Source organism: Streptomyces sp. NPDC040405 (assembly GCF_055595765.1).
In genome coordinates this window covers 36,423-52,036 of the sequence record NZ_JBVIVI010000015.1, presented here as the reverse complement: position 1 = coordinate 52,036, position 15,614 = coordinate 36,423, and the positions used below count along the sequence as shown (strand labels likewise).

16 protein-coding genes are annotated in these 15,614 nt (G+C 69.5%); 12 read left to right on the top strand and 4 right to left on the bottom strand.

The annotated features are described in order from the left end of the window. The first annotated feature begins 3 nt into the window (after nt 1-3). From ACZ59A_RS38970 to ACZ59A_RS38950, 5 genes are all read left to right on the top strand, one after another. Complete coding sequence (locus ACZ59A_RS38970) at nt 4-756, top strand: polyketide synthase (RefSeq protein WP_470968998.1); 753 nt, start codon at nt 4-6, stop codon at nt 754-756. 4 nt (nt 757-760) lie between these two features. Then, nucleotides 761-1,003, top strand: coding sequence for an acyl carrier protein (locus tag ACZ59A_RS38965; RefSeq protein ID WP_468048281.1), 243 nt, complete (start codon nt 761-763; stop codon nt 1,001-1,003). Continuing rightward, nucleotides 987-2,228 carry a beta-ketoacyl synthase N-terminal-like domain-containing protein gene (locus ACZ59A_RS38960; protein WP_470968994.1) on the top strand — a complete coding sequence of 414 codons (1,242 nt, stop codon included), beginning with the start codon at nt 987-989 and terminating at the stop codon, nt 2,226-2,228. Before ACZ59A_RS38965 ends, ACZ59A_RS38960 begins: the two co-directional genes overlap by 17 nt. After that, on the top strand, nt 2,225-3,184 hold the full coding sequence (locus ACZ59A_RS38955; protein WP_470968991.1) for an acyltransferase domain-containing protein: 960 nt from the start codon (nt 2,225-2,227) through the stop codon (nt 3,182-3,184). Before ACZ59A_RS38960 ends, ACZ59A_RS38955 begins: the two co-directional genes overlap by 4 nt. Before the next feature lie 66 nt (nt 3,185-3,250). Then, a complete protein-coding gene (locus ACZ59A_RS38950) occupies nt 3,251-4,471 on the top strand; it encodes a cytochrome P450 family protein (RefSeq protein ID WP_470968989.1) in 1,221 nt (406 codons plus the stop codon). Nucleotides 4,472-4,534: 63 nt separating this feature from the next. Here the strand turns inward: ACZ59A_RS38950 and ACZ59A_RS38945 are convergent, their stop codons facing one another. Beyond that, nucleotides 4,535-5,803, bottom strand: a complete 1,269-nt coding sequence (locus ACZ59A_RS38945; RefSeq protein ID WP_470968987.1) for an activator-dependent family glycosyltransferase — start codon at nt 5,801-5,803, stop codon at nt 4,535-4,537. Nucleotides 5,804-6,040: 237 nt separating this feature from the next. On the opposite strand from ACZ59A_RS38945, the gene ACZ59A_RS38940 reads away from it, so the two are divergent. Continuing rightward, complete coding sequence (locus ACZ59A_RS38940) at nt 6,041-6,946, top strand: methyltransferase domain-containing protein (RefSeq protein ID WP_470968984.1); 906 nt, start codon at nt 6,041-6,043, stop codon at nt 6,944-6,946. Between the two features lie 5 nt (nt 6,947-6,951). Here ACZ59A_RS38940 and ACZ59A_RS38935 read toward each other — a convergent pair whose 3' ends face one another. Further along, the gene (locus ACZ59A_RS38935) at nt 6,952-7,923 is read right to left on the bottom strand and encodes an NAD-dependent epimerase/dehydratase family protein (protein WP_470968982.1); all 972 of its coding nucleotides are present in this window, start codon (nt 7,921-7,923) and stop codon (nt 6,952-6,954) included. Between the two features lie 200 nt (nt 7,924-8,123). Here ACZ59A_RS38935 and ACZ59A_RS38930 point away from each other — a divergent pair, with 200 nt between their 5' ends. The 4 genes from ACZ59A_RS38930 (at nt 8,124) to ACZ59A_RS38915 (ending at nt 12,477) form a co-directional block, all read left to right on the top strand. Continuing rightward, entirely contained in the window at nt 8,124-9,182 is a 1,059-nt protein-coding gene (locus tag ACZ59A_RS38930; protein WP_470968979.1) for a class I SAM-dependent methyltransferase, read from the top strand. Between the two features lie 52 nt (nt 9,183-9,234). Beyond that, the gene (locus tag ACZ59A_RS38925) at nt 9,235-10,011 is read left to right on the top strand and encodes a HEAT repeat domain-containing protein (protein WP_470968977.1); all 777 of its coding nucleotides are present in this window, start codon (nt 9,235-9,237) and stop codon (nt 10,009-10,011) included. Then, on the top strand, nt 10,005-11,042 hold the full coding sequence (locus ACZ59A_RS38920; protein WP_470968975.1) for a MerR family transcriptional regulator: 1,038 nt from the start codon (nt 10,005-10,007) through the stop codon (nt 11,040-11,042). The genes ACZ59A_RS38925 and ACZ59A_RS38920 overlap by 7 nt, the downstream gene beginning before the upstream one ends. A gap of 61 nt (nt 11,043-11,103) precedes the next feature. Further along, nucleotides 11,104-12,477, top strand: a complete 1,374-nt coding sequence (locus ACZ59A_RS38915; protein WP_470968972.1) for a polysialyltransferase family glycosyltransferase — start codon at nt 11,104-11,106, stop codon at nt 12,475-12,477. Nucleotides 12,478-12,498: 21 nt separating this feature from the next. Here the strand turns inward: ACZ59A_RS38915 and rfbA are convergent, their stop codons facing one another. Further along, entirely contained in the window at nt 12,499-13,368 is an 870-nt protein-coding gene (gene rfbA, locus ACZ59A_RS38910; RefSeq protein ID WP_470968970.1) for a glucose-1-phosphate thymidylyltransferase RfbA, read from the bottom strand. 82 nt (nt 13,369-13,450) lie between these two features. Here rfbA and rfbB point away from each other — a divergent pair, with 82 nt between their 5' ends. Beyond that, nucleotides 13,451-14,437, top strand: coding sequence for a dTDP-glucose 4,6-dehydratase (gene rfbB / locus ACZ59A_RS38905; RefSeq protein ID WP_470968968.1), 987 nt, complete (start codon nt 13,451-13,453; stop codon nt 14,435-14,437). A 161-nt stretch (nt 14,438-14,598) separates the two neighbouring features. Here the strand turns inward: rfbB and ACZ59A_RS38900 are convergent, their stop codons facing one another. Then, a complete protein-coding gene (locus ACZ59A_RS38900) occupies nt 14,599-15,081 on the bottom strand; it encodes a molybdopterin-dependent oxidoreductase (protein ID WP_470968965.1) in 483 nt (160 codons plus the stop codon). A gap of 139 nt (nt 15,082-15,220) precedes the next feature. Between ACZ59A_RS38900 and ACZ59A_RS38895 the strand changes: the two genes are divergently transcribed. After that, nucleotides 15,221-15,607, top strand: coding sequence for a TOBE domain-containing protein (locus ACZ59A_RS38895; protein ID WP_470968962.1), 387 nt, complete (start codon nt 15,221-15,223; stop codon nt 15,605-15,607). Nucleotides 15,608-15,614: the final 7 nt, after the last annotated feature.

Genomic DNA, 15,614 nt, shown 5'->3' with positions numbered 1-15,614 from the left:
CGCATGGGAGACGATCCGGTGGGCTACACGAAGCTCGGGGACAGCGTGGTCCAGATCACCATGCAGGACCGGGAGCACAAGAACACGTTCTCCGGTCGGCTCATCACCGGCCTGGGCGAGGCGTTCGAGCGGGCCGGGGCCGACGAGCGGTGCAAGGCCGTCGTCCTCACCGGCTACGACAACTACTTCGCCAGCGGCGGCACCAAGGAGAGCCTGCTGCAGATCCAGGACCGCCAGATCAGCTTCACCGACTCCAACATCTACGGGCTGGCCCTGGACTGCCCCGTGCCGGTCATCTCCGCGATGCAGGGCCACGGCATCGGCGGCGGGTTCGCCATGGGGCTGTTCGCCGACTTCGTCGTCCTCAGCCAGGAGAGCGTCTACACGACGAACTTCATGCAGTACGGGTTCACCCCCGGTATGGGCGCGACGCTGATCCTGCCCACGAAGCTCGGCTCCAGCCTGGGGAACGAGATGCTGCTGTCCGCGAAGACCTACTACGGGCGCGACCTGAAGGAGCGGGGGGTCCCGTTCCCCGTCCTGCGGCGCGCCGAGGTCCTGCCCTACGCGGTGGAGCTGGCGGAGAACCTCGCCGAGAAGCCACGGGTCTCCCTCATCACCCTCAAGGACCATCTCGTGGCGGACCTGCGGGCCGAACTCCCGGGCTACATCGAGCGCGAGGTGGCCATGCACGACAAGACCTTCCACCAGCCCGAAGTCCGGGACCTCATCCAATCTCGCTACCTAGGCGGTTGACGAAATGCCCATTCAGGAAGTGTTCGACCTGGTCGTGAAGCACACGCGCGAGGTCCTGCCCGAACTCGACAGCCACACCTTCGTGGCCACCGACTCGCTCCGGGACCTGGGGGCCAACTCCATGGACCGCGCGGAGATCATCATGATGACGCTGGAGTCGTTGTCGGTGAGCATCCCGCTGGTCGAGCTGGCGGGCGCGAACAACATCAACGAACTGGCGAAGCTCATCCATGACAAGTCGACCTGACCCGCACGATGTCGTGATCACCGGCCTCGGCGTCACCGCCGCGGTCGGCCAGGGCAAGGACGAGTTCGCGACCGCCCTGTTCGAGGGACGCCACGCCTTCGGCCCGCTGCGCAGGCCCGGCCGGTCGGTTCCGGCCGACGGGTCGGCGACGGCGTTCCTGGGGGCCGAGATCGCGGAGCTGGCCGTACCCGAGGCGTTACCCGCCCGGGCACTGCGCACGGCGTCGCTGTCGGCCCGCGCCGCCCTGTCGACGCTCGCCGAGGCGTGGCAGGAGGCGGGGCTCGACGACGCCGACCCGGCCCGCATCGGCCTGGTCGTCGGCGGATCCAACGTCCAGCAGCGGGAGCTGACGCAGACGCACGCCCGGCACGCCGACCACCCCGAGTTCGTACGCCCCACGTACGGGCTGTCCTTCATGGACACCGACCTGTGCGGGCTCTGCACCGAGCTGTTCCCCATCCGCGGCTTCGCCCACACGCTGGGCGGTGCCTCGGCCAGCGGCCTGCTCGCCGTCCTGCAGGCCGTGTGGGCCGTACGGTCGGGCCAGGTCGACGTGTGCGTCGCCCTGGGGTCGCTGATGGACCTCTCGTACTGGGAGCTGCTGGCGTTCCGGGCCATGGGCGCCATGGGCTCGCACCGGTTCGCCGACGACCCCGGCGCGGCGTGCAGGCCGTTCGACCGGCAGCGGGACGGATTCCTCTTCGGTGAGTCCTGCGGTGCGGTCGTCGTGGAGCGGGCGGGTGCCCGTCGGCACCCCGAGCCGTACGCCCGGGTGCTCGGTGTGGCCACCGCGGTGGACGGCAACCGGAACCCCGATCCCTCGCTGGCCGGGGAGATGAGCGTCATCGAGGGAGCGCTGGCGGAGGCGGGCTTGTCGGCGGGCGACGTCGAGTACGTCAACCCGCACGGCACCGGCTCGCTGATCGGCGACGAGACCGAACTCCGCGCCCTCGCCAAAAGCGGGCTCGGCAACGTGCGCATCAACGCCACCAAGTCGATCACCGGGCACGGCCTGAGCGCGGCGGGCGCGGTGGAGGTCGTGGCGACGCTGCTCCAGATGCGGGAGCAGCGGCTGCACCCCACCCGCAACCTGGCGGACCCGGTGGACGACTCGTTCGGGTGGGTGCGGCAGGAGTCGCTGCCGTTCGCGTTCGACACCGCCATCAGCCTCAGCATGGGGTTCGGTGGCCTGAGTTCGGCGATCTGTCTGCGGAAGTGGCGATGACCAAACCCGTTGTCTTCATGTACTCGGGACAGGGATCCCAGTACTTCCACATGACGCGCGAGCTGTACGAGCAGAACCCGCGCTACCGGCTCTGGCTGGAGCACTGCGACGAGATCGCCTCGCCCCTCATCGGGAAGTCGCTGCTGGACACCATCTTCGATCCCCGGCGGGACCGGAGCGACCCGTTCGACTCCCTGCCGGAGTCCAGCGCGGCGCTGGTGTGCGTCGAATACAGCCTGACGCGCGTCGTCCAGGAACTCGGGTACGAGTGCGACGCCCTCCTCGGCTACAGCCTGGGGGAGATCACCGCGGCCGTGGTCGCGGAGGCGCTGCCCCTGGAGGACGGCATCGGCTTCGCGGTGGAGTTCGCGCGCCTGCTGGAGCGGCGGACACCGCGCTCCGGCATGCTGGCCGTCGTCGGCTCCCCGGAACTGCTGCGGACGCACGCGTCCCTGTTCACGGGCTGCTGGCTGACGGCGCGCAACTTCGATCAGAACTTCGTCGTCAGCGGGCTCGCCGCCGACATCGACGGACTCGAACGCGCACTGGAGTCGGAGAACGTCCTCTGCCAGCGGCTGCCCGTCGACTACGGCGTGCACACCGAGCTGATCGATCCCGTCGAGGAGCAGGCCCGGCGGCTCATGGACACCCTGAGCTTCGCACCGCCGCGGATCCCGATCCTCTCGTCCGTCGCGACGGGCAGGGTCGACGCGGTGTCCGCCGACGGCATCTGGGCGGCCGTACGGCAGCCCGTGGAGTTCTCCCGCACCATCGAGAAGGTGACCGCCGAGGGTGGCGCGACATTCGTCGACCTCGGCCCCAGCGCCACGCTGGCCACCTTCGTGAAGTACATCGCCGCACCGGGCGACGGCTCCTCCCAGGTGAGCGCCGTCAACCGGTTCGGCAACGACGTGAAGTCGATGAACGACTTCCGGGCTTTCATGGCGACGCTGTGATGCCCAAGACCACGGTTTCGGCTTCGTGTTCCGATGTCGACAGAGGATGAACGAGGAGTTGTGCTGATGAGCGACGGTAGCCCGATGCCGAGCGAGGCCGAACAAGAGGCGTTCGAGCAGAACCCGCATCTGCTCTACAGCGCCCTGCGCGCGGAGGCTCCGGTCAGCAAGGTGACCGCGCCGGGTGGGCTGGGCGTGTGGATGGTGACGCGCCACGAGGACGCGCGCCCCGCGTTGAGCAGCACCCGGCTGTCCAAGAACGTCGAGGTCGGGCAGAAGGTGATCGAGGCGAACACCGACAGCGAAGAGATGCGGCTGATGTTCGCCACCGAGCTGTCGGCGCACATGCTCAACTCCGACCCGCCGGCCCACACCCGCCTGCGCAAGCTGATCAACAAGGTGTTCACCGCACGGGCCGTGGAACGGCTCCGCCCCCGGATCGAGGAGATCACGACAGATCTGCTCGACGCGATGGAGCGCGCGGGCCGGGTGGACCTGATGAGCGCCTTCGCCGCCCCGCTGCCCATCGCGGTGATCTGCGAGCTGCTCGGCGTCCCGCTGATCGACCAGGACCGGTTCCGCGGCTGGGTCGACGCCCAGCTGTCCGGCGACCCGGAGCGGCTCGCCGAAGCCGCGCCCGCCCTGTTGGGGTACCTGGACGAGCTGGTCGCGAGCAAGCGCAGCAACCCCTCCGAGGACCTGCTCACCGACCTGGTGCACGCCAGCGACGGGGACGACAAGCTCAGCGCCCAGGAGCTCGTGTCGATGGCGTTCCTGCTGCTGGTCGCGGGCCACGAGACGACGGTGAACCTCATCGGCAACGGTGTGCTCGCCCTGCTCCGCCACCCCGAACAGCTCGCCGCGCTGCGCGCCGACCGCTCGCTACTGCCCGGCGCCATCGAGGAGTTCCTGCGCTACGAGGGCCCGGTGAACACCGCCTCGCTGCGGTTCACCACCGAACCGGTCGAACTGGGCGGGGTCGTCATCCCGGAGAACCAGCTCGTGGTGGTGGCCATCGCCTCGGCCAACCGCGACGACGCCCAGTTCCCCGACGGCGACAAGCTGGACATCACCCGGGAGACCGGCGGCCACCTGGCGTTCGGGCACGGCATCCACTACTGCGTCGGCGCCCCGCTGGCCCGGCTGGAGGCCGAGATCGCGTTCGGCCGCCTGCTCGACCGGTTCTCCGACATCCGGCTGGACGTGGACGAGGCGGACGTGCGCTGGAAGCCCGGCACGGTGCTGCGGGCGCTGCGGAGCCTGCCGGTGCGCGTGAGCGCGGAGTAGCACCCGGCACGACGGTGCCGCCGGGTCCGCGGTGGAGCGCGGGCCCGGCGGCACCGGCATCGGTCAGCCCGCGCGGTGCTTGACCGCGACCTCCTCCAGCTGCGGAACCAGCTCGTTGAGCGAGGGGGCGGCCAGGATCTCGTCGCGCAGCGCGGTCGCGCGCTCGGCGAAGCGGGGCTCGGTCAGCAGGCGCTGGACGCTCTCCCTGATGTTCTGCCCGGTGGCCTGCGTGGTGTGGATCTCCAGTCCGGCACCCTGCTCGGCCAGCTTGCGGGCCAGGATCGGCTGGTCGAAGTGGTAGTGGAGGGACAGATGCGGCACGGGGTGGCGCGCGGTGGTCGCGAGGGTCGCGGCACCCGCGTGGTGGATGACCGCGGAGCACGTGGGGACGAAGGCGTGCCACGGCACGTAGGAGACGAGGCGGACGTTGTCCGGGACCTTGCCCAGCTTCTCCTGCTCGCTCTGGGCGATGGTCGCGACCAGCTCGATGTCCAGATCGGCCAGCGAGTCGAAGATGTCGGTGATCGGTATGTTGTAGCCGTTGAAGACCTCGGTCGCGGTCAGCCCCAGGGTCATCCCGACCCGCGGGCGCTCCGGAGCCGCCTTCAGCCACTCGGGAACGACGGCCGGGCCGCCGTATCCGATGAACTGCGTCTGCAGGACGTCAAGGCTGGTGTCGAGCTGCAGGCTGCGCGGGAACTGGTCGATGGTCACATGACCAGTCGTCATGTCCTCGCTGAACTCCGCGCCGAACCTGCGCGCGTGGCGGCCCAGCCAGTCGGCCAGCGGGTCCTCCTGCTCCGCCGCGGGCTGCTGCGCCTTCAGCCGCAGGTAGATGTCGCGGGTCGCGCCGAACACGTCGGCGCCGAAGACCACCCGCGCGTGCGCCGCGCCGCACGCCTTCGCGGTGATGGAGCCGATGTAGCTGAAGGAGTCCCACACCACCAGGTCCGGCTTCCAGCCGCGGGCGAACGCCACCAGGTCGTCGATGACCGCGGCGGCCTCTCCCTCGTGCGCACCCTCCACCGCGGCCTTGTGGCTCTGCAGGGTCTGCTCCCAGGTCGTGCCCTCCGGGTCCTCGGCCACGTCCCACGGCGGCGTCAGCCCGGGCCGGATCGACTCCAGCAGCTCCGGCATCTCGCGGCCGAACTGCCACTTGTCGAAGTCGTTCCCGACGGGCACGGCGGTAAGCCCGGCCTGGGTGATCGTGGGGGCGAAGCGCGGTTGGCTGGCGACGAGCACCTCGTGGCCGGCCGTACGCAGCGCCCACGCCAGCGGCACGAGGTACAAGAAGATGTTCTTCTCCGGATTGACGGTGAAAAGCACGCGCATGATGAGGTCTTCCTCGGGTCGGTTCGGCGTAAGCGACGATCTCGCGGCCTGGTAGGACCCGTATCCGCCTTTTCAGGCTCCGGTACCCCGGGTGGTGCAAGGAGTCGTCCCCCAGACTCGTGAGTCACACACTACGCGGGAAGTTTCCGAACAGGGGGAAAAAACACGGCAGTTCCCAAGAGACGAGGTCGCTGGTAGCGTTTGATCATGTTCTGCCGTGTCCGCTGAGGAGTTCTGATGAGCACTGGCATTTCGCTGCCCAAGCCCGAGGCTGTCGGCGCGTTTTACGACGCGGCCAACGGGCTGATCGCTCAATTCCAGGGCGGCAGCATGCATTACGGTTACTGGACCGGCCCCGAGGACGAAAGCACATTCGAGCAGGCGTCGGAGCGGTTGTCCGACATCCTGATCGACAAGCTGGCGCCGGGCCCGGACGACCGGGTGCTCGACGTCGGGTGCGGTGTCGGCACGCCGGGCGTGCGACTGGCCACCAGGACCGGTGCGGAACTGGTCGGGATCTCGATCAGCGAGCGGGACGTGGAGCTGGCGAACGCCCGGGCGCGGAGCGAGGGCGCCGACCGGGCGAGCTTCCAGCACGCCAACGCGTTGGAGATGCCCTTCGAGGACGACTCCTTCGACCACGTCCTCGCGCTCGAGTCCATCGTGCACATGCCGGACCGCGTCCAGGTGCTCAAGGAGATCGCGCGGGTGCTGCGGCCGGGGGGCTCGTTGGCGCTCACCGACTTCGTCGAGCGCACCCCCGCCTCCGGTGACCTGCCCAAGCCCTCGTTCCTGAAGAGGGTTCAGGGCGCGGTGGCCGACAAGGTGCAACAGGCGGCGCTGGCCAAGGTCATCGAGTCGTGGCACACGGCTCCGCTGGTCCGGGCGGCGGACTACCCGTCGTTCGCCTCGGCCGCGGGCCTGGACATCGTCGAGGTCACCGACATCAGCCAGCACACCAAGTACACCGCGCAGCGGTTCTACGGGGCGGTCTACGAGTACGCCAAGCACCACGAGGTTCCGCCGGAGATCGAGAAGATCCTGCGGGCGGGCCCCGGCGAGAAGCGGCTGCACTGGCTGATCGAGGACGACCCGGCCGTCGGGGTGATCCTCGGCGTGCTGCGCCGCCCCTCCCAGGACTGAGGCCGCTACCGGCCGCCGTGCCGGTGCGCCGCCGAGTGGGCGGGCTCCCGCAGCGCGCCCAGATGATACTTCCAGGTGTCGGCGAGCCCTTCGGCGAGGCCGGTCTCCGGCCGCCAGCCGAGCACGTCCGCCGCGCGCCGGATGTCCAGCCACGCGTCCTTGCGGTCGAACGGGCGTGCCGGTGCCCGTTCCACCGGGACCGGCCGCCCGACCGTGGCCTCCAGCTGCCGGTGCAGGTCGTCCAGCGAAGTCGGGTACCCGGCACCGATGTTCAGCACGGCCGGCCGGTCCGCCGCACGCAGCTCGGGCGCCCTGACCAGCACCGCGAGCATCGCGCTCGCCACGTCCCCGACGTGTACGTAGTCCCTGCTCGACCCGGAGTGGCCGAGCATACGGAGCGGCTCGCCCGCGAGCAGCGCCGTCATCCAGTGCCCGATCACTCCGTAGCCCGCGCTGGTGCGCTGCCCCGGGCCGTACACGTTGGACAGCCGGAGCACCACGGGCGCGAGCCAGTCGGACGCCCCGGCCAACGCCTCCTCCTGCTCCAGCTTGGCCCTGCCGTAGACGCTGCTCGGGCCCACGGGTGACCGCTCGTCATACGGCGGCGTGCACCGCGGGTCGTACACGGTGCCGCCCGACGCCGCGAGCGCCACTACCGGGCGCCGCGGGTTCTCCCGCAGCGCGTCGAGGAAGGCCCGGAAGGCGGCGAGTTCCTCGGCGGCGCGCTCCGGTTCCCGTTCGGCGATCGCCGGGCTGATCCGGCTCGCCAGGTAGAAGACCACATCCGCGCGGCACAGCGCGGGGTCGGGCCGGGTGCCGCGCACGGCCGGTGCCGCGCTGGTGAACCCGTGGGCCTCCACTCCGGCCCCGGCCAGGGCGCGCATCACGGCGCCGCCGACGAAACCGCCCGCGCCGACGACGGCGGCGACGGGCCCGGGCCGATGAATACTGGTGTTCGGGACGAGTGCCGTGGGCATCCGTATTTCCCCCCGTGTGAAAGAACCGGCGACCCCTCGCCGGTAGTTCGGGGACCGTACCAGCCTTCCTGCGCCACCTTCCCAACAACCCATCCGGTTTTCAACAACCCATCCGGAACAAGGCTTTCTATTTGTTGATCACTGTGTGGATTCGGCGAAGAGCGGGTATCGGTGTGCCACGAACGGATAGCATCGCGCGTATGAGTAGGAGAAGCGACGCGGTCGCCGAACGCAGGCCGGCTTATCTGTCAGACCTCGCCGCTGGAACCGACCGGTTCTTCGACAAGCGCAGGGAAACCTGCCCCTGGTGCGATTCGAAGCAACTCGGCCTCCTGCTGCGCACGACGGACGTGATGCAGCACAAGCCGGGCGTCTTCGTTCTGGAATCCTGCAAGGACTGCGGGCACATCTTCCAGAACCCCCGGCTGAACGACGACGGCCTCGAGTTCTACTACCGGGACTTCTACGACGGTCTCGGCGAAGAGAACATGAACAAGATCTTCGGGACCAAGCGCGCCGGGCACGACGGGCGGACCCATATGGTCGCCGCGGAGGGCAAGCCCAAGCAGTGGCTCGACGTCGGCACGGGGCACGGCCACTTCCTGGCCGACGCGAAGGACGTGCTGCCGGAAACGGAGTTCGACGGACTCGACCGGACCGACGGAGTGCTGATCGCCCAGGAGAAGGGGCGGGTCCGCAAGGCGTACCAGGGCAGCTTCATCGACCTCGCCCCCGAGTTCGCCGGTCAGTACGACGTGATCAGCATGTACCACTACCTGGAGCACACCGCGGACCCCAAGGCGGAGATGGCCGCCGCGGCGGCGGCGCTGCCGGTCGGCGGGCACCTGGCCATCGAACTGCCCGATCCGGACTGCGCCTGGGCCCGGCTGCTCGGCAAGTGGTGGATCTCCTGGCTGCAGCCCCAGCACCTGCACATGATCCCGATCGCGAACCTGCGCGCCGAGCTGAGCGCCCTGGGGCTGACCGTCGTCTCCGAGCAGCGGGCCGAACCGCACAATGGGCAGGACGTCGTCAGCGCCGCGGTCCTCGCGATCAACGCGGGGCTGATCGGCGGGGAGGACCTGGCGTGGCGACCGGCCCCGCCGTCGCGCGCCCGCGCGCTGCTGCGCACGATCGCCTTCAACGCGAGCGTCCCGGTGCTCGCGCTGTCCTACCTGGTGGACCGGGTCTCCGCGTCGATCGGGGGCAAGCGCGGCCTGTCCAACACCTACCGGGTGCTCGCGCGCCGGACGTCCTGACCGTCATAAGGTCACCGGCTTGACCTTGACACAGTGACAAGGTGTCCACTGCGTGCAGGAGGTGGTCCCGATCAACACCACAAACGAAACCCCGCAGAACACCCGTGCGGCCAACGCCCTGGGCGCCGAGGACTCGTCGGTCCGGCTTCAGGCGGCCCTGGCGGTCGGCTCGAACCCCGACCCCGGCCTCCTGGAGACGCTCGTCGAGCGGTGCGCGGTCGAGCCCGACTTCTTCGTACGAGACATGCTGTCCTGGGCGCTGACCCGGCTCTCGTCGGAGATCACCCTGCCCCGGCTGCGCCAGGAGCTCGACTCCGAGCGCACGCAGGCCCGCAGCCAGGCGTTGCACACGCTCTCCAAGATCGGCGACAAGAGCGCCTGGGCCTGGATCACCAGCGACATGCTGCGCGACGCCGACGACGAGGCCGCGCGGACCGCGTGGCGCGTCGCGGTCGCCCTCGTGCCCGAGGACGAGGACGAGAAGAAGGCCCTGATCGATGAGCTGGTCAGGCAGCTCGGTCGCGGCGACCGCAATGTGCAGCTGAGCCTGAGCCGGGCCTTTGTCGACCTCGGCGACGTGATCGAGCCCGCCCTGGAGAAGGCCGCGGCGCACCCCGACCCGGCGGTGGCCGCGCACGCCCGTGCCACCGAACTGCTGCTGCAGGACCCGGAGACCGGCTTCGACGCGGCGATCGACGAGGCGAAGCGAGTCGTCGCACTCGGCCCGGACCAGGCCGCTGTCGCCGCGGCCACGTCGGGAGGCGCCGCTCCCTCGGAGACGGCCGCGACCGACGCGACCGCCCAGACCACGGAGTCCGCGGATTGCTGATCGGTGATGTGGCCCGCCACTCGGGTGTGAGCAGCCGGATGCTCCGGCACTACGACGCCCTCGGGCTGGTGCGACCGACCGGCCGCACCGTCGGCGGCTACCGCGAGTACTCCGCCGAGGACGTCCGCAGGATCTTCCATGTGGAGAGCCTGCGGTCCCTCGGGCTCTCGCTGAAGCAGATCGGGCGCGCGCTGGAGGACCCGGCCTTCACGCCGTCCGCCCTGGTCAGCGACCTCATCCGGTGGACGGAAGACCGCTTGGAGCGGGAGCAGGAGCTGCTGGAGCGGCTCCGCGCGATCGACGCGTCGGCGCCCACCAGCTGGCAGGGCGTCCTGCGCATCGTCGAACTCATGCAGGGGTTCAACTCGGCCAGCGCCGCGCGCAGGCAGCAGGCCGTCCTGGCCCGGCCGGAGGGCGTGCCGGTTCCCGCCGAGCTGCTGGCCGGGGCGGTCCTGGGCGAATCCGACCCCAACGTCGCGGGCGCCCTGCGCTGGGCGCTCGCCCGATCGGGTGGCGACGGCGTGGCGGCGCTGGCCGCTGGCGTGCGCTCGGAAGACGCCGACATCCGGCGGCGCGCGGTGCAGGCGATCGCCGAGATGCCCGAGGCCCCGGGGGCGAGCGCGGTGCTCGCGGACGCGCTCGGGGACCCGGACACGAGGGTGCGCGGGCACGCCGCTCTGACGCTGGGCAGGCGCGGCGTGATCGCGGCCATGCCGACACTCGTCGGCATGGTGGTCGAGGGCGCCAACGACGTCGAAGCTGCGGAGGTCCTGGGAACGCTGTCCCGGCACCCCGGGTGCGCGGACCGGATCGTGGCCGCCCTGGCCGGCGAACTCGCCGCGGACACCGCCGACTCCGCGACGCGGATCCGGCTGACCCAGGCGCTGGTCGAGCTGTCGGGGACCGCCGTGCAGGAGGTCCTGTGCCAGCTGGCCCACGACGACGACCGCGCGGTCGCCCTCGTCGCCTCGGCCTTCGCCGGAGTGATCGAGGAGCGGTCCCCAGACGACCGCGCCGACGAGGATTGTTGAAAGCATGCGACCAGGGCACACCCGAGCTCAGCCCCGGACCTGAGGACTACCGTTGCGCGATATGGGCACCACCGGCACCACGCAGCTCTTTGTCGCGTGTACGCAGTACGCGGCGGTCACGATCACCGCCGCCATTCGTTCGGGGCTCTTCGGGGAGCGTGCCGCACACCGGCGTGTCCTCGTCGTCAGCGACCCGTCCGCACTGCCCGAGGTCGCCACCCCGTTCGATCGCATGGCCGGATTCGAGGCGCTGCGGCCCGAGTTCGACGCGGTGCACTCCTGGAACGAGTTCATCCGGCCGTTCCACCCGGCGCACTGGTCGCCGAGGGATCAGGACACGGTCCTGTGGGAGCGCGCGCTGCGCCGGGCGTGGGGGCTGGGCAGCGGTGCCGTGGAGATCGCGTGCGAGTCCATCCAGGGGGCCACCGCCCAGGCCATGGCGCGGATCTTCCAGGACAGCCCGCTCCACGTCTACGCCGACGGCCTGATGAGTTACGGGCCGACCCGTGGCCCGGTCGACCCCTCGATCGCCGCCCGGATCGAGCGCCTGCTGTACGTGGATCTGGTTCCCGGTCTACGGCCGCTCCTGCTCACCGAGTTGGGCGTCGAACCGACGATCGTGCCCACCGAGGCCATGAAGGCGACACTCGCCGAATTGTCCGGTGCCGCGGGCCCGTGCACCCTCCCGGACCCGGGGGAGGCGCCGGTCCTTCTCCTCGGGCAGTATCTGTCCGCGATCGATGTGCTGTCCCCGGACGAGGAGCGCGGGCTCCACCTGCGGATGCTGCGCGGAGCAGCCGGGCTCGGGCACAAGAGCGTGGTCTTCAAGCCGCATCCTTCGGCCCCGCCCGGCTGGTCCCGGGCCCTCGAACGGGACGCGGAGCGGCTGGGCGTCGAGTTCCGCACACTCGACGCCCCGGTCCTCGCGGAGGTGGCCTTCCAGTGGCTGCGACCGGCACTCGTCGTCAGCTGTTTCTCCACCGCGCTCTTCACGGCGTCGCGCCTGTACGGGATTCCGGTGGCCCGAGTCGGCACGGGGACGCTGCTGGAGCGGCTGACCCCGTACCAGAACAGCAACCGCGTTCCGGTGACCATCGTGGACGCCCTGCTGCCCGACCTGGAGGACGGGGACATCAGCGCCTGGCGGTTCCCCGGAGCGGACCAGGTCCGGGACACTCTGGTCGATCTGGTGCGGACCGTTGGCTTCGTGATGCAGCCTCAAGCCCACGCCGATCTGCGCCCGGCAGCCGAGCGCTATCTGCGTCGCCACTTGAACAGCCACACGTGGCGCTACTTCAAGCGCCGACGGCTCACCACGCTCGGGCTGCCCGGCGCGGCCCCCGCACGACTCGCGTTCGTACCGCGCACGGCGGCGTTGCGCCGGACAGCCCGACGGGTCCGAGCCCTGAAGCGAGCGGTGTCCCGTCGGGCGTGAGTCCCCTTCTGTCAGGGCCGGTTACGCCTCATCGTCCAGCAGGCTCAGCAGATAGCGGCCGTATCCGCTCTTGAGCAGCGGATAGCTCAGATCGCGCAACTGCTCGTCGTCGATGTAGCCGCAGCGCCAGGCCACTTCCTCGACACAGCCGATCTTCAGGCCCTGCCGTTCCTCGATGACACGTACGTACTCCGACGCCTGCACCATCGCCGTGAACGTACCGGTGTCGAGCCAGGCCGTGCCCCGGTCCAGGACCGTCACCTTCAGCTCACCTCGGCGCAGATAGGCCTCGTTCACCGCGGTGATCTCCAACTCGCCGCGCTCGCTCGGCCGCAGCCCCCTGGCGATGTCGACGACGTGGTTGTCGTAGAAGTACAGGCCGACGGTGGCGTAGCGGGACTTCGGCTTCGACGGCTTCTCCTCGATCGAGACGGCCATGCCGTGTTCGTCCAGCTCCACCACGCCGTAAGCGGACGGATCGGCCACGGGGTAGGCGAAGATGTGGCATCCCGTGGTGTCGACGTGTTCGCGCAACTGCACGCCGAAGGTGCGGCCGTGGAAGATGTTGTCGCCGAGGATCAGCGCCACCGGCTCCTGGCCGATGAAGTCGGCACCGAGGAGGAACGCCTGCGCGATGCCCTCGGGCTGGTGCTGGGTCTGGTAGGTCAGCCGCAGACCTAAGTGCGAGCCGTCGCCCAGCAGCCGATGGAAGTCCGGCTGGTCCTCGGGCGTGGTGATGATGAGAATGTCGCGGATTCCCGCCAGCATCAGCGTGGACAGCGGATAGTACACCATAGGTTTGTCGAAGACCGGCATGAGCTGTTTGGAAACCGCGCGTGTCACCGGCCACAGACGTGATCCGGTGCCTCCCGCAAGTATGATTCCGCGCATGCATTCCCCCTGTTGGCATGACGTGTCGCGGACGGAAGCTTCTCCCTAGCGCCCTGTCGGGTGCGACATGTATCTTATCCACATGCGGATCATTGTGACTGGCGGTGCGGGTTTCATCGGCTCCGAATTTGTCCGGTCCCTGCTGTTAACGTCGCGTGAGGGGGCACGCGACATTCGCATCACCGTCCTTGACAAGTTGACGTATGCCGGAGTGAAGGAAAACCTTGACCCGGTCGCCAATGATCCCCGATACTCCTTCGTCCACGGGGATATATGCGACGACGACTTTCTGGACCGGGTGATTCCGGGGCATGACGCCATCGTGCATTTCGCCGCCGAAACGCACGTCGACCGGTCCATCGCGGGCTCGGCCCCGTTCGTGACGACCAATGTCCTCGGCACCCAGCTGCTCCTCGACGCGGCCCGGCGGCACGGCGTCGGCAGGTTCCTGCATGTGTCGACCGACGAGGTCTACGGCTCGATCCCGGCCGGCTCCTGGACCGAGGAGAGCCCGCTGGCGCCGAACTCGCCGTACGCGGCCACCAAGGCAGGCTCCGACCTGCTCGCTCTCGCAGCCCACCGCACCCACGGAATGGACGTCGTGGTGACGCGGTGCTCCAACAACTACGGCCCGTACCAGTTCCCCGAAAAGGTCATCCCCCTGTTCATCACCCGCCTCCTGGGCGGTGAGAAGGTGCCCCTGTACGGCGACGGACAGCACATACGCGACTGGCTCCACGTATCGGACCACTGTCGCGGAATCGAGCTGGCGCTGCGCCACGGAAGGGCCGGGGAAATCTACCACATAGGCGGCGGCACCGAGTTGACCAATGAGCAGCTGACCGAACTGCTGCTGACCGCGACCGGCACCGGCCGGGACCGCGTCGAGCGGGTGCCGGACCGCAAGGGCCACGACGCGCGCTACTCATTGGACTGCACCAAGGCCGCGGCGGAGTTGGGCTACAAGCCGCAGGTCGACTTCGAGCGCGGACTCGCGGACACGGTGGCCTGGTACGCCGAGCACGGCTCCTGGTGGGAGCCGCTGAAGCGGCGCGCCACACAGGCGTGATTCCGTGACGTTGCTTGTTCCCGGTGCGTAATCCACGGGTCCTTCCTGATGCGCGCACCCGAGGAAATGCGCCTGCGATCCCGATGGCCTCGCCCGGCGAATTCAGCGTAGCCCCGCGAATTGCGCCCGGGCTCGCATCGGCCCTTTAAGAACTCGGAAGGTCAGGTCCAGGCGACGTATCCGCCGTCCACCCGGATCGCGTCGATGCCGCTGATGTGCCGGGCGCCGCAGCGGTCCTGGGGGAGGACGAGCTGGGGCCCGGCGCGGTCGAGCGGGGCGTCGTCGATGGTGACCGCGAGCAGGACGGGGGCACGGCCGAAGTCCGGGTCGATCTCGGCCCAGGACAGCATCGCGTGGTGGCCGTCCGCGCCGCGCACGGCGATCAGGAAGCGAAGGCGGTCCTTGCGCTTGGCGGGGTCGAAGCCGGGTCCGGTGGAGACCAGGACGTCGTGCAGGAGCGGTCCGGTGAAACGGTGGCGCCGGATGCCGCTGGTGGCGCATTCGAAGCTGACCCGCGCCCGGTGCTGCGGCCAGGCGAGCAGTTCGGACACCGTCAGCCGGGCCGGGCGGGTCAGATCGCCCGTGAAGACGATTTCCGCCACCGGACCGGCGGCCGAACCGGCGGCTGCGAGGGACTGGCTCACGGGCTACCACCTCCAGGATGACCCGTACCCGAGCGCCCATCCCGTACAAACGCACATGCGATGACTGTTGGACAAAGATCCAGCTTATGCGGAGCCCGGGAGGTTACTCCCTCGCATCTGCGGCAGTAAGATCACCCGCATGCACACCTACCGGCTCGGCGACGCGGCAGCCCTGCTCGGTGTCAGCGTCGACACCGTGCGGCGTCTGGTCGATGGCGGGAAACTGACCGCCGAGCGTGACGAGCTGGGCCGCCGGATCATCCCCGGGACGGCTCTCGCGGCCTACGCCCGGCAGGTGCACCGTATGGAGCGGGAGTCCGTCGGCTCCTCGGCCCGGAACCGTTTCTCGGGCATCGTCACCGAGGTGATCCTCGGCGATGTGTCCGCGCAGGTGGAGATCCAGGCCGGACCGTTCCGGGTGGTGTCGATGGTCAGCCGCGAGTCGGTTGAGGAATTGAAGCTGGAGCCCGGTGTTCCGGCGGTTGCCGTGATCAAGTCGACCAACGTGGTTGTCGAGCGATCGTGAATGTGTC